This is a genomic window from Intestinicryptomonas porci (genome assembly GCF_033971905.1).
In the GTDB taxonomy this organism is placed as follows: Bacteria; Verrucomicrobiota; Verrucomicrobiia; order Opitutales; family Intestinicryptomonadaceae; genus Intestinicryptomonas; species Intestinicryptomonas porci.
The window spans coordinates 68,307-93,674 of record NZ_JALBUT010000003.1; the positions used below are offsets into that span (position 1 = coordinate 68,307).

Annotated in this window: 18 protein-coding genes; 5 read left to right on the forward strand and 13 right to left on the reverse strand. The window is 47.4% G+C overall.

Annotated elements, in window-relative coordinates:
* Positions 1-5: 5 nt before the first annotated feature.
* The 6 genes from MOX91_RS03160 to sucC form a co-directional block, all read right to left on the reverse strand.
* Positions 6-974 carry an alpha/beta hydrolase fold domain-containing protein gene (locus MOX91_RS03160; RefSeq protein WP_370396625.1) on the reverse strand — a complete coding sequence of 323 codons (969 nt, stop codon included), beginning with the start codon at positions 972-974 and terminating at the stop codon, positions 6-8.
* Positions 975-993: 19 nt separating this feature from the next.
* The gene (locus MOX91_RS03165; protein ID WP_370396626.1) at positions 994-1,944 is read right to left on the reverse strand and encodes an alpha/beta hydrolase fold domain-containing protein; all 951 of its coding nucleotides are present in this window, start codon (positions 1,942-1,944) and stop codon (positions 994-996) included.
* Positions 1,945-2,057: 113 nt separating this feature from the next.
* The gene (locus tag MOX91_RS03170) at positions 2,058-2,306 is read right to left on the reverse strand and encodes a Sec-independent protein translocase subunit TatA/TatB (protein ID WP_370396627.1); all 249 of its coding nucleotides are present in this window, start codon (positions 2,304-2,306) and stop codon (positions 2,058-2,060) included.
* Positions 2,307-2,397: 91 nt separating this feature from the next.
* A complete protein-coding gene (locus tag MOX91_RS03175; protein ID WP_370396628.1) occupies positions 2,398-3,507 on the reverse strand; it encodes an acyltransferase family protein in 1,110 nt (369 codons plus the stop codon).
* Between the two features lie 197 nt (positions 3,508-3,704).
* On the reverse strand, positions 3,705-4,610 hold the full coding sequence (sucD, locus tag MOX91_RS03180; protein WP_370396629.1) for a succinate--CoA ligase subunit alpha: 906 nt from the start codon (positions 4,608-4,610) through the stop codon (positions 3,705-3,707).
* Positions 4,611-4,621: 11 nt separating this feature from the next.
* Positions 4,622-5,809, reverse strand: a complete 1,188-nt coding sequence (gene sucC, locus MOX91_RS03185) for an ADP-forming succinate--CoA ligase subunit beta (RefSeq protein WP_370396630.1) — start codon at positions 5,807-5,809, stop codon at positions 4,622-4,624.
* 402 nt (positions 5,810-6,211) lie between these two features.
* Between sucC and fabG the strand changes: the two genes are divergently transcribed.
* Positions 6,212-6,958, forward strand: coding sequence for a 3-oxoacyl-[acyl-carrier-protein] reductase (gene fabG, locus MOX91_RS03190; protein ID WP_370396631.1), 747 nt, complete (start codon positions 6,212-6,214; stop codon positions 6,956-6,958).
* 103 nt (positions 6,959-7,061) lie between these two features.
* Here fabG and MOX91_RS03195 read toward each other — a convergent pair whose 3' ends face one another.
* Positions 7,062-8,336 (reverse strand): glucose-1-phosphate adenylyltransferase, encoded by a 1,275-nt coding sequence (locus tag MOX91_RS03195; protein WP_370396632.1) that lies wholly within the window; start codon positions 8,334-8,336, stop codon positions 7,062-7,064.
* Between the two features lie 183 nt (positions 8,337-8,519).
* Between MOX91_RS03195 and tyrS the strand changes: the two genes are divergently transcribed.
* From tyrS to MOX91_RS03215, 4 genes are read left to right on the forward strand one after another with little or no spacing between them, the layout of a single operon-like run.
* Positions 8,520-9,698, forward strand: coding sequence for a tyrosine--tRNA ligase (gene tyrS / locus MOX91_RS03200; RefSeq protein ID WP_370396633.1), 1,179 nt, complete (start codon positions 8,520-8,522; stop codon positions 9,696-9,698).
* The gene (gene recD2, locus MOX91_RS03205; protein WP_370396634.1) at positions 9,698-11,890 is read left to right on the forward strand and encodes an SF1B family DNA helicase RecD2; all 2,193 of its coding nucleotides are present in this window, start codon (positions 9,698-9,700) and stop codon (positions 11,888-11,890) included. The genes tyrS and recD2 overlap by 1 nt, the downstream gene beginning before the upstream one ends.
* Positions 11,881-12,771 (forward strand): archaetidylserine decarboxylase, encoded by an 891-nt coding sequence (asd, locus tag MOX91_RS03210; protein ID WP_370396635.1) that lies wholly within the window; start codon positions 11,881-11,883, stop codon positions 12,769-12,771. Before recD2 ends, asd begins: the two co-directional genes overlap by 10 nt.
* On the forward strand, positions 12,771-13,274 hold the full coding sequence (locus tag MOX91_RS03215) for a hypothetical protein (RefSeq protein WP_370396636.1): 504 nt from the start codon (positions 12,771-12,773) through the stop codon (positions 13,272-13,274). The genes asd and MOX91_RS03215 overlap by 1 nt, the downstream gene beginning before the upstream one ends.
* Positions 13,275-13,330: 56 nt before the next feature.
* On the opposite strand, the gene MOX91_RS03220 is transcribed toward MOX91_RS03215, so the two are convergent.
* The 6 genes from MOX91_RS03220 to ileS form a co-directional block, all read right to left on the reverse strand.
* Positions 13,331-13,642 carry a hypothetical protein gene (locus MOX91_RS03220; protein WP_370396637.1) on the reverse strand — a complete coding sequence of 104 codons (312 nt, stop codon included), beginning with the start codon at positions 13,640-13,642 and terminating at the stop codon, positions 13,331-13,333.
* A 446-nt stretch (positions 13,643-14,088) separates the two neighbouring features.
* Positions 14,089-17,547 carry a PPi-type phosphoenolpyruvate carboxykinase family protein gene (locus MOX91_RS03225; protein WP_370396638.1) on the reverse strand — a complete coding sequence of 1,153 codons (3,459 nt, stop codon included), beginning with the start codon at positions 17,545-17,547 and terminating at the stop codon, positions 14,089-14,091.
* A gap of 101 nt (positions 17,548-17,648) precedes the next feature.
* Complete coding sequence (locus tag MOX91_RS03230; RefSeq protein ID WP_370396639.1) at positions 17,649-20,651, reverse strand: alpha-mannosidase; 3,003 nt, start codon at positions 20,649-20,651, stop codon at positions 17,649-17,651.
* A 39-nt stretch (positions 20,652-20,690) separates the two neighbouring features.
* Entirely contained in the window at positions 20,691-21,275 is a 585-nt protein-coding gene (lspA, locus tag MOX91_RS03235) for a signal peptidase II (protein ID WP_370396640.1), read from the reverse strand.
* A gap of 5 nt (positions 21,276-21,280) precedes the next feature.
* Entirely contained in the window at positions 21,281-22,306 is a 1,026-nt protein-coding gene (locus MOX91_RS03240; protein WP_370396641.1) for a TraR/DksA family transcriptional regulator, read from the reverse strand.
* A gap of 259 nt (positions 22,307-22,565) precedes the next feature.
* On the reverse strand, positions 22,566-25,361 hold the full coding sequence (ileS, locus tag MOX91_RS03245) for an isoleucine--tRNA ligase (protein WP_370396642.1): 2,796 nt from the start codon (positions 25,359-25,361) through the stop codon (positions 22,566-22,568).
* Between the last annotated feature and the right edge of the window lie 7 nt (positions 25,362-25,368).

The window sequence follows — 25,368 nt, forward strand, 5'->3', positions numbered from 1 at the left end:
AAGCTTTATTTTGTTAAATGCCTTATGAAAAACGCCCTGCGTATGTCGGCAAGCTCATGGTTGTCGGGCTTTCGGGCGTTTTCAAAAGAGTGCTGCGCCCCTTCCGAAATTACGCATTCGACTTGGGTTGCCCCGACTTCACGCGCCCTTTGCATCATGAACAATGCCGCATTTTGCGGGACAATGGTGTCTTTTTCGCCCTGAAAAATGAGCATGGGCGGGCAGTCTTTTTTTATGTACTCGGCGGGGCTTAAACGCTTTAAAAGTTCCACATCGTCAAAACGCCCCGCAAGAGGCTGGCGCATTTGATTTTTGTTCTTCATGAAAGAGCCTTCCGCGTCCGCCCTGTCGTCAACAAACGAAGTAGGACCCGACTGCGGAACAGCGCAGGCAATTTTGTATTTTACATTCTTCAAGCTCTTGTCGCCCTCAAAAACCGACTGGTCGGCAAGCGCAACCATAAAAGTGATATGCCCGCCCGCAGAATGCCCGTAAACCCCTATTTTTGACGGATTGATTTCAAGGTTTTTTGCATATTTTGTGATATAGCGCAAGGCGTCCATCGCGTCAACAACGCACACGCTCATATCCCTGCGCGGCTTTCCCCAGCGCGAAAACCTGTAAGTTACGGTTGCCACTGCGATGCCGCGCTCGTTGTAATGGCGTACTTCGTCGTAAAAAAATCCGTAGCCTGAAAAACGCTCCTCGCCCGACCAGCCGCCGCCGTGAAAATACACGATTAAAGGAAATCCGCTCTTGGGGGCTTCCGTTTTCGGATAGCAGATGTCAAAGCACAAAACCTGCTCGTCGGCAACCTTGTAGGGAATGCCGAACTTAACGTTCAAATTCCTGTATATGTCGTACTCCTCTGATGCCCCGAAGGGCACTTTATTAGGGGCGGACACCGAAAAATCAAAGGCAAACGCCGTTCCAAAAAATGCGGAAAGCAAAAACGCAAAAAATATTTTCTTCATATTCGTTCAAGATTTAAAATTAGTCTTTTTTACCCAAATGTTTCACGAAAAACGCCCTGCGAATGTCGGCAAGCCTGTCGTTATTCGGCTCTTTCGCGTCTTCAAAACTATGGCGGGCATTTTCTGCAAAAACGGCTTCGACAGGCGCGCCCGCGGCTTCAAGCCTGCTTTTTATAAGCTCCGCGCCTTCGATTGGCACAAGCTCGTCCTTTTTCCCGTGCAAAATAAGCATTGGGGGCAAGTCTTTTTTTACATAATTTATCGGCGACAATTTTTTCATTAACGCCCTGTCATAAGGTTTCCCGAAAAGGACAAAATATAACCCATACTCGCTTCCCTTTTCATCACCGAAAAGCACGGGGCCCGACTGCGGAACGGCACAGGAAACCTTATATTTTACGCCCTGCAAACTCTCGTCTCCCAAAAACAAATTTTGATCCGCCATTGCAAGCATGAATGCGAGATGCCCGCCCGCAGAATGCCCGTAAACCCCTATTTTTTCGGGATTGACATTCAATGGTTTCGCGTTTTTTACGATGAAGCGCAATGCGTCCATGCAGTCAACCACACAGCAATCCATCGTGCGCTTGGGATTTTCAAAACGCGCAAATCGGTAGTCAACACTCGCGACCGCAAAGCCCTTTTGGTTGTAGTATCTGATTTCGTCATTGAAATATCCGTAGCCGGAAAACCTCTCCCCGCCTACCCACGCTCCGCCGTGAATGTAAAACAAGAGCGGATAGCCGCTTTCGGGCGCGGCGGATTTCGGGTAGGAAATGTCAAAACAAAGCTTTTCATTGTCAGCCTCTTTGTAAACAACGCCGACTTTGCTGTTTAGATTTTCAAAAATCTGCCCCCTGCCGAAACGCCACGACAACTCTTGTGGGCATGGCTTGAAATCAAACTTTTCCCCCGCATAACCAAATGCAGAAAGACACAGTAAAAAAATTGCCGCCTTAAAAATATTCATATATTTTTATTAAACAAACAAAATTGAGCATTTCAAACCAAAAATCACAACGACACCCCCAAAAAAAATGCCTGCAAACAGCAGGCATAAACAAAAACCAATCGAAAAGAGAACTACTTTTCGGCGTCTTTTTCCTCTTTGGATTCGACTTTCGGCGCGGGCTTTTTGACTTCTTCGTCATTCATCGCGTCGCGGAAATTGTCTTCAACCTCGCGAGTCGCCTTTTTGAATTCCTGCATGGATTTCCCCAATCCCCTTGCAAGTTCCGGAAGTTTTTTTGCGCCAAAGAGCAGGAGAATAATCACCAAAATGATTATAAGCTCCGTGTTGCCGATGTTTAAAAATGCAAATGTTTCCTTCATATAAATCAGACGCTACCAATTTTTTTTTTCAATGCAACATATTTTTAGCGCGGTAAAAATTTTGAGCCGCGCCCGACGCAAACGCGCTTCTTCAACTGCGCAAAGAATTCTTTTTAAGCCGAACAAAATAATCTTCCAAATATTTTTTTGACAAAACCGAAACACCCACGACGGCAAAAGCCGACAAAACGCCATATTTCCAACCGCTTCCAAAAACATAAATCACAAAATTTGCAATCGGCATATGGTACACATACAATGCGTAAGACAAATCGAAACCGCCCAAAAGCTTCCTTCCGAGTTTCGGCATTGAATATCCCGCCGAAAAAACGCAAAAAGCAAGAGACACCATTACGATGTACTTAAAATATCCGCTCTCCTGCCCCAATGGATAATTCGGGAGCCCCAGGCAGTGAAGCGCAAAGAAAATGCAAAGATGAACCGCTAAAACAATGGGAAATTTTCCGCTTAAAAGCCTGTACATTCTCTCCCTGTTCTTAAAGAAAAACATTCCCAAAATCAGCATCGGGCAATGCACGAATATCGACCATTTGTAAGCCTTTGCAAACGCGCCGCTCTCCGAAATTCCGAAAGAATGAAATACTTCATAAACCAAAGAATTAAAAGCGATTGAAAATATAAAAAGGAGCAAAAGCCAAATCGAAGATCTCCTTTTAAAATCAAATACCTTATACAAAACGGGGATTGCCGCATAAAAGCACAACTGCACCGGTATAATCCACAAAACCCCGTTTAAAGTTCCCGCCCCGTATCCCCTCAAATATTCGGGAGTGTAAAGGGGATATATCAAATACGACAGAACATAAAGCGCAAAAGAAGAAACCGATGCCCTGATTTCATATCCCGACAAAAGCATCAATATGACGCTTAAAAATATCGAAGCCCACATTTCGGGAAAAATTTTCAAACATCTGTTGCGTAAAAACTGAAAAACTTTCGGATTATGCTCAAAAGACATCGGAATGAAAAAGCCCGTTATGAACAAGAATATGGGAACTCCCGAAAACGCTTCAAAGCACCATGCAAAATCAAACTTGAAATGGAAATAAGAATTGTAATGGTTTAAAACCATTACTTGAACTGCGGCAAAAAGTCTTATCAAGTCAAAATTATTTTCAAACGCGTTAAAAGAATTGACGCCTTCAACGCGAATGTTCAGTGGGGTGGGGTATAACTTCATATAAATCAATAATTTAAAGTTTACAAAAAAAACACCGATTCCAAACAGGCATATATAATTTACATTTAAAGACAATCGGATTTAAAACTTATTAAAGAAATCAATATATTCCCGTTTGCAAGCCTAAACCCCCATTTTTTCGCGACAAAAAAACGGCATTCGCAATCGAATGCCGTCAAGCAAAGCTGTTTCAAGAATTACTTGCCCCAAACTTTGAGAAGCGTCTTGCCAATCTGCGCGGGAGTGGGCGCAACTTCGATGCCGCAAGCCTTCAACGTTGCAATCTTTTCGGCAGCCGAACCCGACTTGCCCGTAACGATTGCGCCTGCGTGCCCCATTCTGCGCCCCTTGGGAGCGGTTGTGCCTGCGATGAACGCCGCAACGGGCTTCTTGCAGTTTTCTTTAAGCCACTGCGCCGCAATCTGTTCGTTGTTGCCGCCGATTTCGCCAATCATGATGATTGCTTCCGTCTGCGGGTCGGCATTGAACATCTGCACTGCTTCAAGCATTGACGTTCCGTTAATCGGGTCGCCGCCGATGCCGATTGTTGTTGACTGACCGTAGCCCAAATTTGAAACCTGGAAGGCCGCTTCGTAAGTCAAAGTACCCGACTTTGAAACGATGCCTACCGTGCCGGGACGGTGGATTTTTGCGGGCATAATGCCGATTTTGCATTCGCCGGGAGTGATTACGCCAGGGCAGTTCGGCCCGATGAGGCGCGATTTGCAACCTGTTTCGTTGAGACGCGCGCGGACAATCGCCATGTCGCGTACGGGAATGCCTTCGGTGATGCAGATGATGGTTTCAACGCCCGCGTCGATGGCTTCCAAAATGGAGTCTGCCGCAAACGGAGGAGGAACGAAAATCACGCATGCGTTTGCGCCTTCCTTTGAAACAGAATCGGCAATCGTGTTGAAAACGGGAACGGGACGTTCAAACTGAATTTTGTCGTTTCCCGAATACATCATTCCGCCTTTGCCCGGAGTGACGCCGCCAACGATTTTTGTGCCGTAGCGCATGCACTGGTCGGCATGGAAAGTGCCTGTCTTGCCCGTCAAGCCGCTTACTACTACTCTTGTGTCTTTGTTAATTAGTACGCTCATCTTTCAAATCCTTATTTTGATACGATTTTTACGATTTTCTGAGCCGCATCGTCCAAGTCGGAAGCGGTTGTGATGTCAATTCCGCTTTCAGCGAGAATTTTGTTGCCCTGTTCAACATTCGTGCCTTCCAAACGGACAACGAGGGGGATTTTGAGGCCGCCAACATTTTTGACCGCGGCAACCACGCCCGCTGCGATGACATCGCAACGCATTATTCCGCCGAAGATGTTGATTAAAATGCCCTTTGTGTTTTCGTCGCTCAAAAGGATTTTGAAAGCCGCAGTGATGGCTTCTTCCGTCGCGCCGCCGCCGACGTCCAAGAAGTTTGCGGGGTCGCCGCCGTAATACTTGATGATGTCCATCGTTGCCATCGCAAGACCTGCGCCGTTAACCATGCAGGCGATGTTGCCGTCGAGCTTGATGTAGTTTAACTCGAATTTCTTGGCTTCGATTTCAAGCGGATTTTCTTCGGAAAGGTCGCGGTATTCCAAAATGTCGGGATGGCGGAAGAGCGCGTTGTCGTCAAACGAAACTTTTGCGTCGAGAGCAATGATGTCGTTTTGCGGAGTCAAAATCAAGGGATTTACTTCGACCAAAGAGCAGTCTTTTGAAGCGTACAATTTATAGAGACCCTTGATGAGAGCCGCAAACTTCTTCTGCAATTCCTTTTCGCCAAAACCCAAGAAGAACGCGAGTTCGCGGACTTGGTAGGGCTGGATGCCCGTTTCGGGATTTATGAACACCTTCTTGATTTTTTCGGGAGTTTCTTCGGCGACCTTTTCGATTTCCATGCCGCCTTCGCAAGATGCAATTACAACGTCCTTGCCGGAAGCTCTGTCCATTACGATTGAAAGGTAGTATTCCTTTGCGATGTCGCAGCCTTCGGTAAAGTAGATTGTCTTAACTTCCTTGCCCGCTTCGCCCGTCTGCTTGGTAACCAAAATGTTGCCAAACATTTTCTTTGCGATTTCAACAGCTTCTTCGCGCTTTGCGTAGTGTACGCCGCCCTTGAAACCGTCTTTGAAAACGCCCTTGCCGCGGCCGCCAGCATGGATTTGGCTTTTGACCACAACATGTGAACCATTCAAGCTTGCAACCGCCGCTTCAAATTCAGAAACGTCTTTTGCCGCGGCGCCTTTTGCAACCGCCACGCCAAAATTTGCAAACAATTCCTTTGCCTGATACTCGTGAATATTCATTATATTGATGCTTTTAATTTTCTAAAAAAAAGAAAGCCGAACATGGGTTGCAACCGCGCTTGAATTTTGCAAAAAAAATATTGCAAAAAACGTTCGGAATTTCCGACTCCAAGAAAAAGCCCCCTATGCTCAAACGAATGAGCAAGCAGAACCCAAAATTGCAACGCCCATTGGACGACTTTATAAATATTGTCTTTAAAAGTACCCCTATTATCCCGAATTTCAAGGGAATTTTTATTTTTTTCGGTTTTTTTTGAATTTCTTACAATTTTGTAGCAATTTTTCAGAAAAAACCAACGCCATTTTACCCCGCAACCAAAGTTTTACACCTCAAACATATAAAAATCCCAAAATATAAAATTCTTGCCAAGAGAAAAATTTTCAAAATACTTTTTGGGCATTATGGAATTAACATTTAATGACAAAGTGGCGTTCGTAAGCGGCGCGGGGCGCGGCATTGGAAGAGAAATTGCAGTCGAACTTGCAAAGGCGGGATGCAAGGTAATTTGCGCAAGCAAAAACATTTCCTCCTGCGGGGCGGTTGCAGACGAAATAAACGCAATGGGGCTGAATGCCGAAGCATGCGCAATAGACGTTTCAAAGCCCGAAGAAATTAAAAACGCCGCCGCCGAACTTTTAAAGAAATACGGCAAAATAGACATCATCGTAAACAATGCGGGAATTACGCGCGACAACCTGATGCTTAGAATGTCCGACGATGAATGGCAGGACGTAATCGACACAAACTTGTCTTCCGCATTCCATGTAGTGCGCAGTTTCGTAAAGGCAATGATGGGCGGAAGATGGGGCAGAATTGTCAACATCTCTTCGGTAGTAGGCATTATGGGCAACGCAGGTCAGGCAAATTACGCGGCGGCAAAGGCGGGGTTGATAGGCTACACAAAGACGCTCGCCCGCGAGCTTGCCTCCCGAAACATAACAGCAAACGCCATCGCCCCGGGATTTATCGAAACCGACATGACAAAGAAGCTTCCCGAATCTGTTGTTGAAAAGGCAAAGGAAATCATACCGTTAAAGCGTTTCGGAAAGCCCGAAGACATTGCGAAAATGTGCGTCTATCTCTGCTCGGAAGAAGGCGGCTACATTACAGGTCAGGTAATTTCCGTAAACGGCGGTATGTGCATTTAAGAAATTAAAATTTAATTTCCGCAAATCCACAAAATTTCTACAAAAATCTCAAAAAAAAGGCTCCTGCATTTGCAAGAGCCTTTTTTTTGAGATATTTTTTACGTTATATTTTCGTGTTTGAAGGCACAACGCCGTTTTTCATCACGATAATCACGCCGTCTCTGACATACAAAGAGCCTTCTTCCCACTTATCGGGCTTGCCTTCGGGCGAAAGCTCCACATTGTCGCCGATTCTTGCGTTTTTGTCTATGATTGCATTTTTGATTTTGCAATTCTTGCCGATGCCTATTCTCGGCTTTCCGCACTTGTCGTCGGCAAGCTTTTCCTCTTCGCTTTCAAATGCGTCCGCGCCCATCATCACGACGTTTTCAAGCGAAGTGTTTTCCCTTATGACGGAGCGCACGCCAATCATGCAGCGTTTCAGCTTTGCCTTTTTAACGACACAGCCCTCGGCAACATTGGTATGGTCCATGGAACTGTCGTATATCTTCGAGCTTGGCAGATAGCGCGTGTGCGTGTAAATGGGCTTTTCCTGATTGTAAAAATCGAATTCGGGATTGTCGTCAGTGAGAGCCAAGTTGGCTTCAAAGAAAGCGTCGATTGTGCCGATGTCTTCCCAGTAGTCGTCAAAAATATACGCGCAAAGCTTCTTCTGCCCGAGAAGCCCCGGGATTACTTCCTTGCCGAAGTCGATTTCAGTTCCGCGCATTTTTTCTTCCAAAACTTTCGCGGAAAACACATAAATGCCCATCGACGCCAGACAATAGTCCTTGCTCTTGTCCTTTAAATTCTTCTTCAAGTCTTCGGGTATTATGAGGGACTTTATAACGTTTTCGTCTTTCGGTTTTTCGACAAATTCCGTAATGTTTAGGCTCCCGTCAACCCTCATTATGCCAAGCTCGCTCGCAACGGAAGTTGGCATCGGCTTTGCCGCGATTGTCACGTCCGCGCCGCTTGCCTTGTGGGCATCGACAAGCTTTTTGAAGTCCATTTGATAGAGCTGGTCGCCCGAAAGAATTAAATAGTATTCGCTATCGACAGACGAGAAATGGTGCATGTTTTTGCGGACGGCGTCGGCAGTGCCCTGATACCAGTTTCCGCCTGCATCGGTCTGCTCCGCCGCAAGAATATCTACAAATCCGCCGCCGAACGGGTCGAATTTATATGTCTGCTGAATGTGCCTGTGCAAGGACGCCGTGTTAAACTGTGTAAGCAGATAAATGCGCTTGCAGCCCGAATTTATGCAGTTGCTTATGGGAATATCCACAAGCCTGTACTTGCCCGCAAGCGAAACAGCGGGCTTGCAGCGCGCCTTTGTAAGCGGATAAAGGCGCGTGCCTCTTCCGCCGCCCATAATGATGCTTATAACGTTTTTCATACGGGATTTCAGAGTAGAACGATTTTTCAAGAAATCAAATAAAAAAACTTTTTTAAATAAAAAATAATTGAAACTAAACACATTCCGAACAATTCACCCGCAAAAGTTCTCAAAATCGTCAAAAGATGCTTGCAAACGGCGTTTCAAAAAATGATATTTTTTCACAGCAACATTTTTATATTTATGACAATTTTAGACCAGATAGCCCTAAATTCGGAACATTTTATCGGCAGAGACGAAATCGCCGAAAAAATTCAAAACGGCAAAACCCTGCGCGTCAAACTCGGCGTCGATCCCACCCGCCCCGACCTTACATTCGGGCATATGGTCGTATTCAACAAGCTGAGGCAGTTCCAGGAAATGGGACACCAGGCAGTCTTAATCATCGGCGACTACACTGCCTGCATTGGCGACCCGAGCGGAAGAAGCGCGCTTCGCCCCGTCCTAACCCCCGAAGAAGTCAAAAAAAATGCCGAAACATATTTGGAGCAGGCGTACAAAATTTTGGACCCGCAAAAAACCGAAGTGCATTTCAACAGCGAGTGGTTCGCAAAAATGTCTTTCGGCGACATGCTCGAACTCGCCCGCAAAATGACGGTCGCAAGAATGCTCGAACGCGACGACTTCGCAAAACGCTACGCCTCGAAAACACCGATTTCAATAGTCGAATTTTTGTATCCGCTCATCCAGGGCTACGACTCAATCATGATAAAATCGGACGTCGAGCTTGGCGGGAGCGACCAGCTCTTTAATAATTTGGTCGGACGTTCCTTGCAAGCAGAAGCGGGAATGTCGGGGCAGGCGGTAATAACAATGCCGCTTTTGGTTGGATTGGACGGCGTAAAAAAGATGTCTAAAAGCTACGACAATTACATCGCATTCAACGACGACGCCCGCCAAATGTTCGGCAAAATCATGTCGGTTTCGGACGAGACGATGTGGAAGTACTACCAATATCTGCTTTTGAAAACGTCTTCCGAAATCGAAGAAATGAAAACGGAGCATCCCATGCTCTGCAAAAAACGCTTGGCGCAAACTTTGGTGGCGAAATTCTACGGCGAAGAAACAGGCAAGGCGGAGCTTGAAAATTTTGAAAAGGTGTTTTCAAAAAACGAACTTCCGGATGACATGCCCGAATTTGAATGGAAAAGCCTGACTGAAAACGCTCAGGAAAACCTTGTTAACCTTATGGCGGCAACAAAGCTCTTCCCGAGCAAAAAAGAGGCGCGCAGGCTCGTCGAACAGGGCGCGGTAAAAATCGATAATCAAAAAGTTTCAGACCCGTCGGCAGTCTTGCAAAAACCCGAAAGCTGCACGGTGGTGCAGGCGGGCAAGAGAATTTTCCTTAAAATAAAAGCCTGATGCCCGAACAAAGCGGCAGTTTCGCGGAAGTGGAAGGCGTTGTGGAGCGCATTGTGTTTTTCAACGAGGAAAACCATTTTTGCATCGCGCAAATAAAGCCTTCAAAACAAAAGTTCAGCGAGCCGCAAATAACGATTACGGGAATAATGCCAAACTTGGAGTGCGGCGAAACCGTGCTTGTAAAGGGGCAGTGGTTAAACCACAAATCGTACGGGCTTCAAATAAAAGTCGGCGAATTTGAAAGCCGCCTGCCATCTACTCTTTACGGGCTGGAAAAATTTTTGGGAAGCGGAATGATTTCGGGAATCGGCAAGGAGTACGCGAAACGGATTGTCGCGCACTTCGGGCAAGACACACTTAACGTCATCGACCACGACTCGAAACGCCTGACGGAAGTTGAAGGCATAGGCTCAAAGCGGGCAAAGCAAATCAAGGCGTCATGGGAAGAGCGCAGATGCCTAAGAGACGTTATGATTTTTCTTCAACGCTACGGAGTGGGCGTAGGCACCTGCCTTAAAATCGTGCGCAAATTCGGCATGGACAGCCCCGCGGTGATACGCGAAGAACCTTACCGCATAGCAAGGGAAATCGACGGAATAGGCTTTAAGACCGCCGACAAAATCGCGCTAAATTCAGGCATTCCGAACGAAAGCCCGCAGAGGGTCGAAACGGGAATTTTATACGCCCTAAAAGAGTTTGAAGAGGAAGGAGACACCCGCGTCCCCGCAGGAGAGCTTGAAGCAAAAGCGGCGGCAATGCTGGAGCTTACAAAAGAGCGGTGCGCGGAGGCAATAGGCGCGCTTCTAAAAAAGAATGAGATAAAGATAGTCTGCGAACGGAGCATACAGTCTTCCTCTCTCGACTATTGCGAAAACAACCTCGCCCAAAGGCTGGAAAAAATTTCAAAAACGCCCTCCTGCCTGCCTCCAATCAAGCACGAAATCGCGCTCGATTGGGCATGCAAGCGCATGAAAGTCGAGTTTGCGCCGCAGCAGTCTCAGGCAATTTTGGCGGCGTTAAAAAACAAGGTCCACATCATAACAGGCGGCCCCGGGACGGGCAAAACCACGATTTTGCGCGCCCTATGCGACATATTGAAAGCGAAGAAAGTCAAAATCGCCCTCGCCGCTCCCACGGGCAGAGCCGCCCAAAGAATGTCGGAAGCAACCTCTCTTGAAGCGAAAACAATACACAGGCTCTTAGGCTACGACGTCTCGAAAGGCGGATTTGCCAGAAACCAAGGCTCTCCGCTCGACGCGGACTTCATAATAATAGACGAAAGTTCGATGCTCGACACCCGCCTTGCATCTTCCATTTTAAACGCAGTCCCAAACCGCGCAAGCCTTGTGCTTGTAGGCGACACAAACCAGTTGCCGAGCGTCGGGGCGGGCAATGTGCTAAAAGACATTATAGATTCAGGCTCTATATCAACAACAAAGCTTGAAAAAATTTTCAGACAAGGCTCGCGAAGCCAAATCGTAGTTGCGTCGCACGAAATTTTGAAGGGAAACAGCGCAATCGAAGGGCTTGTGCCGACTTCCATAAATGCGGTAAAGCCCGAACGCGACATACATTTCATAGAGGCTCTGACCCCCGAAGAATGCGTCGATGCCTGCACCCGCCTTGCAAAAACCTTCATTCCGCGCTGGTACGGCGCGGACAAAATTTCAGGCTCGCAGATTTTGGCGCCCATGCACAAGGGCTCCGCGGGAATTGGCGTGTTAAATTCCGTCTTGCAAAAAGAATTAAATACGTCGCAGGAATGCGCAAGCCTTGGCGGGACTTTCTTCAAGGAGGGCGACAAAATAATGCAAATGCGCAACAACTACGACCTCGACATTTTTAACGGCGACATGGGGATAGTAAAAAAAATCTGCAAAGAAGAAAATAAAATGAGCGCGAAGTTTGAAAACGGCATTCAAGAATTTTCAAGAACCGACTGCGCCGATCTTGCCCTCGCCTATGCAATCTCAATACACAAATCGCAGGGAAGCGAATTTCCGATAGTGATAATCCCCCTTTTAAAGCAGCACTTTGTGATGCTTCAACGCAACTTGATTTACACCGCAATAACGCGCGCGCGCGGAAAAGTGTTTATAGTTGGCGACCCATATGCGTTCGCCCTCGCGGTCAAAAACTCGCGGATGACACAGCGCAGAACCGCGCTAAAAGAAAGGCTCATATGGCAGTAGAAGTTTTTAATCCCGAAACGGGAAAAATTGAAAAAGAAGATGTTTGCCAGGAAAAATTCTTGGAGTTTCTCTATGGAAATCCAATCGGAAGCCTACTGCTTTGGAGCGTGTTTAAGCGCAAATTTTTCTCGGCTCTCACGGGACTTTGGGCGAATTTGCCAATAAGCCGAAAATCCGCGGTAAAATTCATAAAAGACCACTCGATAAAAATTTCAGATTTCACGAAAAAGCCCGAAGAATTTAAAAACTTCAACGATTTTTTCACAAGAGAAATAAAGCCAGAAGTCCGACCTCTTTCAAAGGGAGCAAACGATATTTCATTCCCCGCCGACGCCCGCAATCTGGCGTTTGAAAACATCTCGAAATCCGATACATTTTTTGCGAAAAACCAAAAGTTCAACCTCGAAAGTTTTCTAAAAGACAGGGAGCTTGCCGCGCGCTTTGAAAACGGCTCTATGCTGATTTCGCGCCTATGCCCGCTCGACTACCACAGGTTCCACCACTTGGTTTCGGGCAGACTCGTCGCCCGCAGGGAAATAGGCGGCTTCCTCTACTCAGTAAACCCCATCGCCCTCTCGAAAAATTTAAACTACCTCAATGAAAACAAGCGCGTGCTCAACTTGATTGAGCTTGAAAACGGCAAGATGTGCGCGGTAGTCCAAATAGGCGCGACAAACGTCGGCTCAATCATGAACTTCGACAAGGTAGGCGACAAGGTTTTGCGCGGAAACACAATGGGTATGTTCAAATTCGGAGGCTCTTGCATTGTCTCGATTTTTGAAGAAGGCGCGGCAAAGTTTGACGAAACGCTAATAAAACTAAGCAAAGAGCCGATTGAATACCTGTCAAAGGCAAACTCGAAATCAGGGGAACTTATTTAATGTCAATACTCGCGCAAAAACTTCAAAAATTCAAGGACATTTCCGTAAAGCTCGCGCTCTCGGAGCGTTTTCAAGAAGCACTTAAAATGTGTGACGCAGGCATTGAAATGGTAGAGGCGTCCGCCGAAAGGGAAACGGAAAGCGGCATAAAATGGCTCGCCGCCCTGCACTCGGCAAAAGGCTCGACTTATATGGCGCAAAAAAATTTCAAAAGCGCGAAAGAAGAGTACGAAAAAGCCCTCGAAATGCAGGCAATGCTTCCGCGCGGAATGGAATTTTCATACGCGCTCGACAACCTCGCAAAAGCGTATCAAGCAGTTGGCGACATTCAAAATTCAATCGCCTGCAAAACCGCGTCGCTTGAAAATCTCGAAGAGCTTGCGCCGAGCTCAAAAGATTTAATCGCCTCCAAATACAGAATGCTCGCGCGCGAACTGGACAATTCGGGAAGAAGCGCGGAAGCCATAGAAATGAGGCGAAAAGCCCAAAAACTTGAAGAATAAAAAAGCGGACTTTTAAAGCCCGCCTTTGTAAAAAAAAATGGCTATCTTTTCCTGCGTTATGCCGCAAAGACAAGCATCGCCGCGCCGAAAACCGCCGCGCATTCAGAAGGTTCGGGAATGATTGTAATAGTGCCGCTATCTGAAATTCTTATATTGTACGTCATATTTGTAGATTTGTCGAAAACCGTCAAATTTTCAGATGTCAGCAAGTTTTCTATCGAGCTTCCCGCAAGCGTTATAGTCTCGAAATACTCGTTTAATTCCTTGTCTTGAAAAGCTGAAATGTCGTCAACGACGAACTCAAAGGACATATCGTCAATATTGCTTAGGTTTGTAAAAGATACTTCCGCTCCTGCTTCAAAGCTCAACTTTCCTGAAAATTTGGTTCTTGACGAATTTGTGAAAGACGAAGTCGAATCAACATAAATATCAAATTTATTTCCTCTCTGAAACCATCCGCCGTTGGCAATTTCTAAATTTCCACCGTTTAAAACATTGATTTCAGCATGCTTTTCCGAGCTAAAAATATCTCTCCATGTAAAACCTTGCGCAAAAAAACACGCAAGTATATGGATATTATAAACAAATAAAGTTTAAACCCGACTTAAAACCTTATTATCATAAAAGGGATTTATTTGCGGGACTTTTCAAAACAAATTCAATCTGCATTATAAAATAAAACTTTTCCGCAAAATAGATTTTGCGCATTGAACGCAAAAAAAAGAGGCGGCACCAATGCCGCCTCCTGCATGAAAAACTTGGCAACTCTCCTTTGTTTAAAGGAAATTCCGCCTCGCTTTCCGAGTGCAAAATCTTACTGGTAAACGTAGGGATCGACGCCAATCGTTCCGCCCAAAGATTTAAGGGAATTCAGCGTCTTGATGCTTTTTAATTTCGCGTTCGCCTCCGCAATTTTTTGATTAAGCTCCGCAGGCGATTTGCCGTCCGAAAGATTTTGCAGTTTGGAGTTCAAGTATGCGATTGATTTCTGCGCCGCCGCCAAGTCAAGCTGCTGCTTTGCAATCAGGCGTTCAGCATACCAGTCGCTCTTTACGATTTCTTCGCGGTCGAACATTTTTCTGACTTCCGCATCCTGCAACGTTTTGCCCTCGAAGCTTCCGTCTTTCATGATGTGAAGAAGCGCGCGCAAAGGCGGACATGCCCCCTCTATAGAGCCGTCAGCAAAATAAGCTTCGGCGGCGCGCTTGTGCGCTCCCGCCATATTGTCCATTCCGTCGGCAAACACTTCCATGTCCTGCAATTCGGGGCGCAACATGTCGTCGGTAAAAATGCTGTCGGGGCTTGAGAAAATCCTACCGAAGTAGGCGTTCACAAACTCCCTTGTTATTCTCCAGCCCAAACGCGACGCGCAAACGGTTTTGTTTTTGTATTCAAAATCCCTGCACCGTTCAAGCATTCCGTTTTCCATGAGGAAATCAACCTTGCGTTCAGACGAGCGCATTCGAGACCAGATTTCGGGAATCAGCAGGCTTATGTCGTGGTCAACTCTGTACTTCGGTCCGAGATAGCCCGCACTGCTAAGCCATATCGAATAGTTGCAAAGGGCAAACGAAACAAGGGCGTTGTTCAAGTCGGTTATCGGGCAAAGAGCGTTGAACGGGCCCTTTGTCATCGCCCCTTCCAAGCCCGCGCCCGTTGTTGACGGAGACTTACCCGTCATTGAAGCTATGAACTCCATAAACGCTTCGGGAAGCTCCAAATAGTGCAAAGGCCCATGCACCGCAAGCGGGCGTATCCCTTCGGAAGCGGGATTGTTGCGCCTGCCCGCAATGACACTCGAAACAGGATGCGGAACGCTTTTTGAAATCGGAATTTTGCGGGAGAGCCTTCCGCCCACATCGCAAATGTAGTATTTGCGCGGATTTACCATGTCGTCGCGGTTTTGCAAATAACGCACGTTTTTGGACGGAGATCCGTTCACAAGGCGCGGATTTGAAGAGCTTACAACATATTCAGGCTTGTTTTCGCGCAAGAAATCCTCGAGATTTTTCTGCATCGGCTCGGTAAAGCGGTAAAAGCGCAAAACGTCGTCCGTCAATTCCTTTACCTGTGCGCGGTTTAGCGGCTCGTAGTTGGAGAAAAAGACATCGCTTTGCGACATGTCAAATTCAGCCCGCTTGTCATAGCCCCTGACGATTGCCTCGTCGGGACGCTGGAAGAGCCTGTACTCGCAGTTTTCCGTAAACTTTACGGACGGATGGCGGGTTTCAAAGCCGTCGGGCAAATACTCGACATCACGCGACGGAACAACGACGGAGCTTGTGATGTCGTCTTCAAGCTGCACCTTGCAGGACGGGAAGAAGTCTTTGCGCAAGCTGAATGTGCGCCATGAGCCGTCCTCGGTAAAGCCTATGCGCAAATAAGAGGTAAGGACGTTCGAGTTCTTGTATTTAAGCAAATTCCCGCCCTTCCCGTTTATAGTGTCAACCGAAAACTTGCTCTGCCAGTCGCCGTCCCATTCGGGACGATAGTGCCTTTTTACGGTAAGCACAAATTCGCGAATATAAAACGGTATGGATTTCAGCCACTCGTTATACTCGTCGGTAAACTCTTCGGAAGGAGTAAGAAGCTTTACGACAGAACCCATCGTGCGGCGGGAATCCAAAATCGGACGGCTGTCCTTGCCTTTGTTTTGAGAGGGGTCTTTGTTTCTGTCGCCGTAGTTTTTGTTTATGATTGCCGAAACTGCTTCCATGTCGCTTTTAAAATCGGCAACGATGGACGGCCCGTGGATTATGGCGTCTGAAATGTCTTTTGAAATTTCGCTCTTGCCCCCGCCCGAAACCGTCGCGGGCTTGTGGCAGTAAACACCCTCTTCAACCGTGCCGACAAGACGCCACCTGCGGGTTTCGTGCGGGCGCATCATTTCAATTTTATATCCAATCGGGGAAATGTACGTTGTGTGCGGAGAAAGCCGGATTTTCTTTTCTGCCCCGTCTTTCTGCCAGCTCACGGTTTGAGTTTTCAAAGAGAAATAGGCGTTTTCGGGAACGTAAATTATGTCGGGATACTTCTTATCTTTCGCCCATCCGTCCTCAAAAACTTCCACGGTGTCGCCCATAATTTCCATTGCTTCCTTAAACGAGCCTTTTTTGGAATTGGGGTAAGAAGACAAATAGAAATCGTCGCCCAAGTCCCTACTTGAATACGCCAGCGCGCCGCCGCTATGCTCTTCCTCGCACTGCCCGAAGAGGTTTGCGGAAAAGCTTATCTGCGTCTTCACTTCTTTTTTCGAGTAGCCGAAATAGTTGTCGGCAATGATTGTAAATATCACTCCGCCCGCATCGCGCGCCGTGATTTTGAACGCGCCGCCGTCGTTGTAAAGCTCGGACTCTTCCTTGTAGCACATACCGTCGCGCCTTTGGCGTTCGGTCGCGTCTTCATAGCGCGGCAAGCCCAGAGATTTTTTTGTAAGAAGCGTCAAATGCGGAGCCAAAATTATGCAGCCCGTATGCCCCGTCCAAGTTTCAAAATCGTTTGCGGGGTCATTCTTTGAAAGGTAAGGATTGCCGGCGTTCCCGAAAATGCTTTCGGTAAAATCCAAATTTGAAACAAGCCCTCCGGGAGCAAAAAAGCGAATTTCCATGCTCTTTTCGGGAGAGCCGTTGGGAACGCGCGGGCACACTATCGGGCGCATGAAAAGCGATACCCATATTTTCGCCTTCTCTTTCTGCGTCGAAGTAAACGGAAGCTCCAAAAGCTCTTCGGGAGCGTCGAGCGCGGCCTTCAAAAGGTTTTTAAAAACAAGCTTTGGAACGCTCTTTTTGTCGTCGGGCACGGGAAGCCCGCCTTCCACGACATGGAAAACGCCCTTGGTGGTGCGCCTGTCATTTTTGGGGTTATGCAAAACACCCTGCTTTATCTTGTAGGATTTCACATATGAATTTTCGTAAGAATCCCTGTCGGCAGGCATCGAAAGCGCGCGTGCGACACCGTTTCTTTCGAGGCAGAAAGCCCACGGAAGGGACGGCAAAACTTCGCGCTCGTCCAAAGTTTCAGCCAAAAAGCCGCGCAAAAAGTTCATTATGCGCAAATCAGTCGGGCATAAATTCGTCGAGTTTCTCCTTGCAAATTCGCGGTAGTTTTCAATCAGAGGCCCCGCGAGCTTCAACAGCGGATAAGAGCTTTCCGAGCCGAAAACTGGAGCTCCGAACGCGCTTAGGCGCATGTTGACGTATTCAAAAAACGCGGAATCGAGTTTTATGTTGCGACCTGTTTCAGAGTTGATGCCAAGGTAGGTTTCGTAATCCATAATTCTGATAATTACAGTGAAATAAAAATCTTTAAAGCCCCTTTTTACAAGACTTTTTGCAAGCGGATATGTTAAAGTTTTCGACCCATTTTGCCGAAAGTTTAGTATCTCAAAATAAAGCTCTTGATTTCATGCGCCCCAAAAGCAAGATTTTCAAGCATTTGCGGATTTTTGACAGGAATTTCCGCCAAATCGCACTCCAAAGCCTCTTTCGGGACAAATTTTAAGCCTATGCGCGCCTTTTCGCATTCTCCGCTCAAATTGACAAGGCGCATAATCCAAGACTTTCCGTCTTGGGCAGGCTTCATCGCCGCAAGCTCAATATTTTTGTTGTCGATTTCAACAAGCGAAAAATCTTGAAAATCGCGCTTCTTGGCGGATTTTTCAGAGCTTGCGTTCGAGATTGGCATATTTAACGCCCTCGCCCTTGCCGCAACTTCTTTCACGTCGAAAGCTCCGCTTTTCGCAAAAATGGAAAATTTGAAATTCTGACGCCCCACATCGGCAAAATCAACGTCGTCGCCCGTCGGATTTTTGCTCTTGTCGGCGGCAAAAATCAAAGGCTCACCGGGGCGCGGCACACAACGCAAAAGGCAGGCTTCAACCGCGTTTTCCTTCAGCCTGTATCCGTATTTTGAATCGTTTAAAAGCGCGAAAAACATCTTTTTATTTTTCATTGCAACCCACTGGTGCGCGGGCGTTTCAATGCGCGCCTTGCGCCACTTGCCGACATCGTTCGGCTCTCTTTCATAATATCCGAACGCGACTTCCGAAACAGACTTTTGAGCCTTGAAGCCAAGCGGCAAAACAAGCCTTAACATCTTGCGCTTCGACTTCCAGTCGAGCGAAATTTCAATTTTAATTTCGTCGCTTTCGCCTTCCAATACAACCCTTTCAACAAGCGTTGACTGCCCGAACCTGAAATTCAGTTCCGCAATCGCCGCCCCGCACTTTTCAAAAAACTTCTTAGAAACGCACTCCATTTTGGACTTGCCGTTTTTGCGGTAGCCGTAGCCGAAATCCCACGCGTCGCCGCAATCGTCGTAAACCATAAAAACGTTTGACGGTTTTTTTGCGTCGAAAAATTCCGCGCCCGAATCTTTTTCTTTTAGGGAAAGCATTTCACCGCTATCCGAAAATTCGAGGCGCAATTTTCCGTTTTCCAAAACAAAAGGCTTTGCCGATGCTTTCAAAACTTTTTTAAAGCCCGCCCCTGCCGAAAATCCCAATGCGGGAACATTTGAAACGCGCCCCGATTTGTAAAATTTCCCGCTCCACGAATTGCAGTTTACGAGAAGATTTTGCCCGAAATAGTTTGAGAGCTTCCTTTCATAATTTTCGATTGCGGAAATCAGGAGTTTTTCCAATTCCTCGTAGCGCGCGCAACTTTCCGCGTAAACCCTTTCGATGGAAGAGCCGGGGAGAATGTCGTGGAACTGGTAAAGCAAAATTTCTTTTTCTATTGGCTCCAAAAAAGACATGTCTTGGCGTCCGCCCAAAATTCGCTCGCAAGCATAGCCGAGCCATTCAGCCTTGCGCAGCAGATTTTCGCAAAAGCGGTTATGCTTTTTATTTTTGCCCTGCGTAGTGAAAGTTCCCTGATGCTTTTCCAAATACAAATCGCCCTTCCATGTCGGGAAATTTTCGGACTCGCGTTCAAGATCCTTCAAAAACGCGGAAACTTTGCGGTTTTTGATTTTGTTAAGCGACAAAACCTTGCGGTTTTTCAAGAGCCTTCGTATATGCTCCTCGCCCGCCCCGCCGCCGCCGTCGCCTATGCCGAATGCAATCAGCGCGTTTCGGCTCACGTCTTTTTGCGCATATTCCCGCTCGACTTTCACAAGGCTTCTTGGCGCGATGGGGCTGTTGTAAGTGTTTTCGGGCAACATGTGCGCAAGAACTTTGCTCCCGTCAATTCCCTGCCACCAAAACGAATGGTACGGAAATTTGTTTATCATGTTCCAGGAAAGCTTTTGTGTTATAAAATATTTCACCCTGCTTTTTTTCAGAATTTGCGGCAACTGTGGCGAATAGCCGAAAGAATCGGGAATCCAAAAATAGTCCGGCTTTATTCCGAATTCATCATAAAAAAACTTTCGTCCGTAAAGGATTTGCCTTACAAAACTTTCGCCTGAGGGCATATTGCAGTCGGGTTCGACCCACATTGCGCCAAGCGCGTCGATACTGCCTTTTTTAACCGCCTCTTTTATGCGCGAATAAAGCTTGGGATAGTCTTCCTTCATCCACAAATAACCCTGCGGCTGGCTCGCCCCATAAACGTAGGAGGGAAAACGCTCCTGCAAATTCAATGCCGTTGCGAAAGTCCTCGCAAGCTTGCGCTTGGTTTCGCGAATGGGCCAAAGCCATGCCAAGTCCATGTGAGCATGGCCTATTGCCGACACTTCAAGCCTCGGGCGCGCGGACTTTCTATACAAAACTTTTTCAAGGCATTTTGAGGCGGATTTTAAATTTTTTTCAAAGTTTTCATCGAGCAAATCGCAGGCTTCAACAAGCGCGTCCGACAAAATTTTTTCGTTTTCATCTCCGCTTTCGACCGCCGAAAGCCAGTCGTATGCGTGCTCGAAATTATAATACAATTCGCGGATTTCGGGATTGATTTTCACAATGCGCGCGCAGGCGATTTTGCCCTCGCCTTTCAGCCTGCCGAATAAATCGTTAAGCCCGCAGTCAGCCCAAACCGAAATTTTTTTCCTGCCGTAAAACTGCTTTGGAAGAATGTAAAAACATTTGGCAGGCTTGCCGAGAGACTCCGAAAATGTCGACATTTTGCAAGTCAGCCCGCAGACAGGAGATCCGCCCTTGTCCGCCACGAACATTTCCCCGTTTACATCGAGCTTCAATGCGATGTTTTCTTTTGCGCGGGGCATTTCCCCCTCAAACTTCATCCACGCGCAATCAAAAAGCCTCTCGCCCCAGCGGTCTCCCTCTTTCAATTCAAGTTTTTCGCCGCTTTCCCTGTCTGCGAACTTTACGGGTTCACGCGTCAAGAATGCGGTGATTTTCAAGCGCGAAATATCAGATGAAATATTTTCGTATAAAAAATTCAGGCGATTGAGAAAGCGTGTTTTTTGAGAATTAAGCATGTTTTTTGAGAGTTAAAAGGACATAAAAAAAGGCAACAATCAGCTGCCTTCAAATTTTTTTCTGCCGGATGTTCTTTCCTTTTTTTCGCGACGTTCAATTACGACGCTCACAATTATGTACATCGCAACCCCGACGAAAATTCCGCAATCGGCGACGTTAAAGGCGGGCCATCTGTAATTTATAAAGGGGATTGTAAAGTCCAGAAAATCCACCACGCACCCGTAATAAATCCTGTCGAACAAATTTCCCAAAATTCCGCCGACAAAAAATCCCATGGCGTACTGCATCAATGGGTGCGAAAGCCCGAGCTCGCGCCTGAAAAACCAAAGAGACGCCATGGTAACAACCGCAATCGACGAAAGCAGGTAGGTCTGCCCCGAAAGGATGCCCCAAGCCGCGCCGTGGTTTGTAACATGCACGATTGAAAAAACCCCTTCAACAATCTCGACAACGCGAGAGGAAATCTGCTTGGACTCGTCAATCGGCATTAAAAATACGACCAAAAGCTTTGTAATTCTGTCCAGCGCGAAGGTAAGCAGCATTGTGATAAAAAACCTCCATGAGAACCACGAAAGCGAGGTTCCCTTTGCGGGGTTTTCGGACTTTTGCGATATGTTAAGCACTTGACCTATTCAGAATCGTCTTCCGGAACTTCGGATTCCTGCCCGTCCGCAGACAAGTCAACATCATACTGGCGCGCGCGCTGTCCCGCCCTTAGCCTGCGCTGTTCGATTTCCTTCTGTTTCTGCCCTTCGATTGTGCATCGGGTGAAGGGAACCGCCAAAAGGCGGCTTTCGGGAATTGCCTTGCCCGTTACTTCGCAGATGCCGTAAGTCCCGTTTCTTATGCGTTCTATTGCCGCGTTAACTTCGGAAATTATGTTCTGTTCGTTTGAAAGTAGGTTGAAAGCCATGTCGCGCTCAAAATTTTTCGCGCCGATGTCTGCAACATCCATGCCCTGAGTAGAATTTTCGTGCGAAAGCTGGATGTTTGAAGAGCTGACGCTTTCAACTTTGTCGCTCGAGCCGTTTTGGATTCGATTTTTCATTTCGACCAAGAGCTTGTAGTATTTCTTCCACTTTGCGGGAACGTCTTTTTCCTCAAAAGCGGAGCGCGACTGCTCTATCGGATTAAATCCCAAAATATCGGCAATGCTCGCCGCAGACAACGCGCGCTTTGGAACTTGGACGACCTGCGCCGCCGAAACTTTTCCCGACTTTTTGGTTGAAGCGGATGCCGAAACGGAACTTGCGTCCTCTTCGGGCTTTGCAGTGCCGCGCGTTGCCAAATAGCTGTCGAGATCCTCAATCGAAAAATAAATTCCCGCGCAAGCCCTCTGCTTTGAACCGGCAACAGGAAGCTTTTCAACGGGCGCGGAAGATTTTGGCTTCTTGTTCTTCAAGATTTCCGCAATCGCTTCCGCAACGGAAATGGTGTGCTTTTTTATATCGCTGATTTTCTTTGAGGAATTGCCTTTCTTTTCGGAAACCTGTTTTGGAGAAGCCTTGCTTTCCGAAGATTTTGCTTCTTTTGGGGCGGATTTCTTATGCTCTGTTTTTGCGCTTGCGGTCTTGACAGAAGACGCTTTCTCCGACTTTGAAGCCGACGCGCTTTTCGGCGCAGTTTTTTTAGCTATTGTTTTTTTTGTAGCCACTTTTTTTGAAATTGGTTGTTTTGTTTGTTTTGGCTGCGGCTTCACTTTTTTTGCTTCCGCATTTTTCGCGGAAACGAATTTCTTGCTTGGAGCTTTTTTTGACACAACATTTTTTGCCGCGACCCCGGTCGCCGCTTTCTTTTTTGAAGAAACGGCTTTTGACGCGGCAATTTTCTTTGTTTTTTTCGCAGTCGCCATAATCTTGTTTTGTTATAAAAAAATACCTAAAAGACATTGCGCGGATATTCCGCGCAAATGCCTACTTTCCCGCAAGCTCGTCAAGCGCGGCGCGGCAGCGCGGGCAAATGCCGTCTTCGTCCAAATCGCGCAACACTCTCCAGCAGCGGACGCACCTTTCGCCTTCCGCCTTGCCTGCCTGAATTGCAATCGTGCTGAAACTTCCCTTGACGATTTTGACTTCCGAAACGATGAAAAGCTCGGGGAGCTTGTCCTTGTACGCTTCAAGAATATCGGCATCGGCACTGTCGGATGAAACCATAATTTCAATTTCCGCTTCAAGGCTCTTGCCTATTACCTTGTCCTTGCGCAATTTTTCAAGCTCTTCATTTACCATGTCGCGAATTTGCAAAAGACGCTCGATGTTTTCGTAAACGCCTTCGTTCAGCCAGCCTTCGGCAACTTCGCACCAATTTTGCAAGTGGATTGAATTTTCCGAATATTCACTGCCCGAAGTTTTGAAAGAATAAGCTTCGTCGGCAGTAAACGTCAAAATAGGCGCAATCACTTTCAGCAAAATGTCGTTTATGAGCCAGATTGCAGTCTGGGAAGAACGGCGGAGCTTTGAATGTGCGGCGAACGTGTACATTCTGTCTTTCAAGATGTCGTGGTAAATTCTTGAAAGAGTTACGCCGAAGAAGACGTCAATCAGGCGGTAAACCTTGTGGAACTCGTAATTTTCATACGCCTGCTTTGCGTCTTGGGCAAACAACGCCGCCTTGTGCAACGCCCATTTGTCAATCGCGTCCAACTCGGAAAGCGCCACGGCGTCTTTGCCGAAATCGAAATCCGACAAGTTGCCAAGCTGGTACATGATGGTGTTGCGGACACTGCGGTAAGTGTTTGCGACATGCGTAAAGATGCCGTCCGAAACGGGAATGTCTGCCTGATAATCTTCAGACGAAATCCAAAGGCGCACGATGTCGGCACCCCACTTGTTCACATACATGTCGGCCGTGTGCGGCTTGCCGTCGCTCTTTGAAATTTTCTTGCGGTTTTGGTCAACGATAAAGCCGTGCGTGATAACCTTCTTGTACGGAGCCTTGCCGATTGTGGCAATGCCCGTCCAAAGAGAGCTTTGGAACCAGCCCCTGTGTTGGTCGCTGCCTTCAAAATACAAATCGGCGGGTACTGCCAAGTCGGGATTTTTTGCAAGAACCGCCCTGTGGCTCGAGCCGGAGTCAATCCAAACGTCCAAAGTATCGACGCCCTTTTTGAGCGCGCCAACGCCCTTCCATGAATCCGGAAGATTGATGCCGTCCAAAATTTCATCTTCGCTTGCCGTGTACCAGTAGGCTGTTCCCAGTTTTTCAACCTTGTCTGCAATGGCTTTAACGACGCCCGCGTCAAGATACGCCTTGCCGTTTTCGTCGTAGAAAGCGGGAATGGGAACGCCCCAAACCCTTTGGCGCGATATGCACCAGTCGGGGCGCGATTCAACCGCCCCGCGGATTCGGTTTTCGCCGCTTGCGGGCAGCCAGCTTACGTCCGAAATCGCGTTCAGGGCGTCCTGCCTGAAATTATTTTTGTCAAGAGACACGAACCACTGGTCCATCGCACGGAAAATCACAGGAGTCTTTGAACGCCAGCAATGCGGATATTGGTGGGAAATTTTGGCAAGCTTCAAAAGAGATCCGTTTGCCTCGATTATCTGCAAGACCTTTATGTTTGCCAAATTTTTACCGTTTTCTTCCAAAACGCTCGTGCCGACAAGTTCCCTTGGAACTCTTCCGTCATCGACATATTTACCGTCGTCGTCAATCGGGCAATAAATTTCCCAACCGTTTTCAAGCCCCGTCAGATAGTCTTCAAGACCGTGCCCCGGAGCGGTATGCACACAGCCCGTGCCCGAATCCATCGTGACATAGCGCGCGGCGGCAATGGGAGCGTCGCGCTCGATAAACGGATGGCGGGCGTTCAAGCCGACCAGCTTTTCGCCCCTGCAAACATTTGAAATTTCCGCGCCTTCAAGCTTCAAATCCGCAACGAATTTTTCGGCAAGGGGCATTGCAACAATAAACGTCCTGCCGTTTGCCTTTACAGCCGCATAATCGACGTCGGGATGGACAGCTATGCCCAAGTTTGCGGGCAAAGTCCACGGAGTCGTTGTCCAAATGACAATTTCGGCCTTGTCCAAACCAAGAGAATTGTTTGCGTTCTCGTCTAATTTGAACGCGACCCAAATGGAAGGCGAAACATGGTCTTTATATTCGATTTCCGCTTCCGCAAGCGCGGTTTTGCACGGAATTGACCAATATACGGGCTTCTTGCTGCGGTAAACCAAGCCCTTTTCGACAAACGCCGCAAACGTCCTCAAAATTTCGGCTTCATATGCGTGGGACATGGTTTTATACTGGTGCTTCCAGTCTGCCAAAACGCCGAGGCGTAAAAACTGCTTCGTCTGCTTTTCGATGAAAGACGAAGAAAATTTTGCGCATTCCGCGCGCAATTCCGCAATCGGCAAAACGCGGTTTTCCTCGCGCAACATCTTCACGACTTTATGCTCGATTGGAAGCCCGTGGCAGTCCCAACCAGGGCAGTACGGAGTCTCAAATCCGCGCATGGACTTGTAGCGCAAGATGATGTCTTTTAAAATCTTGTTGAGAGCGGTGCCGATGTGAACATCGCCGTTTGTAAACGGAGGCCCATCGTGCAAAACGAATTTCGGCTTGCCCGCATTTTTCTTTTGAATGCGCCCGTAAAGGTCTGTTTCTTTCCAAAACTCTATGCGTCGGGGTTCGCGCTTTACGAGGTCGCCCCTCATGGGGAAGCCTGTTTTAGGGAGATTTAATGAATTTTTAAAATCGTTATCCGACATTTCTTTA

Excerpts from the sequence above, each read along its gene's own strand:
- MOX91_RS03160 (WP_370396625.1), bottom strand. The coding sequence starts at position 974 with ATGAAGAAAATATTTTTTGCGTTTTTGCTTTCCGCATTTTTTGGAACG.
- MOX91_RS03165 (WP_370396626.1), bottom strand. The coding sequence starts at position 1,944 with ATGAATATTTTTAAGGCGGCAATTTTTTTACTGTGTCTTTCTGCATTT.
- MOX91_RS03170 (WP_370396627.1), bottom strand. The coding sequence starts at position 2,306 with ATGAAGGAAACATTTGCATTTTTAAACATCGGCAACACGGAGCTTATA.
- MOX91_RS03175 (WP_370396628.1), bottom strand. The coding sequence starts at position 3,507 with ATGAAGTTATACCCCACCCCACTGAACATTCGCGTTGAAGGCGTCAAT.
- sucD (WP_370396629.1), bottom strand. The coding sequence starts at position 4,610 with ATGAGCGTACTAATTAACAAAGACACAAGAGTAGTAGTAAGCGGCTTG.
- sucC (WP_370396630.1), bottom strand. The coding sequence starts at position 5,809 with ATGAATATTCACGAGTATCAGGCAAAGGAATTGTTTGCAAATTTTGGC.
- fabG (WP_370396631.1), top strand. The coding sequence starts at position 6,212 with ATGGAATTAACATTTAATGACAAAGTGGCGTTCGTAAGCGGCGCGGGG.
- MOX91_RS03195 (WP_370396632.1), bottom strand. The coding sequence starts at position 8,336 with ATGAAAAACGTTATAAGCATCATTATGGGCGGCGGAAGAGGCACGCGC.
- tyrS (WP_370396633.1), top strand. The coding sequence starts at position 8,520 with ATGACAATTTTAGACCAGATAGCCCTAAATTCGGAACATTTTATCGGC.
- recD2 (WP_370396634.1), top strand. The coding sequence starts at position 9,698 with ATGCCCGAACAAAGCGGCAGTTTCGCGGAAGTGGAAGGCGTTGTGGAG.
- asd (WP_370396635.1), top strand. The coding sequence starts at position 11,881 with ATGGCAGTAGAAGTTTTTAATCCCGAAACGGGAAAAATTGAAAAAGAA.
- MOX91_RS03215 (WP_370396636.1), top strand. The coding sequence starts at position 12,771 with ATGTCAATACTCGCGCAAAAACTTCAAAAATTCAAGGACATTTCCGTA.
- MOX91_RS03225 (WP_370396638.1), bottom strand. The coding sequence starts at position 17,547 with ATGGATTACGAAACCTACCTTGGCATCAACTCTGAAACAGGTCGCAAC.
- MOX91_RS03230 (WP_370396639.1), bottom strand. The coding sequence starts at position 20,651 with ATGCTTAATTCTCAAAAAACACGCTTTCTCAATCGCCTGAATTTTTTA.
- ileS (WP_370396642.1), bottom strand. The coding sequence starts at position 25,361 with ATGTCGGATAACGATTTTAAAAATTCATTAAATCTCCCTAAAACAGGC.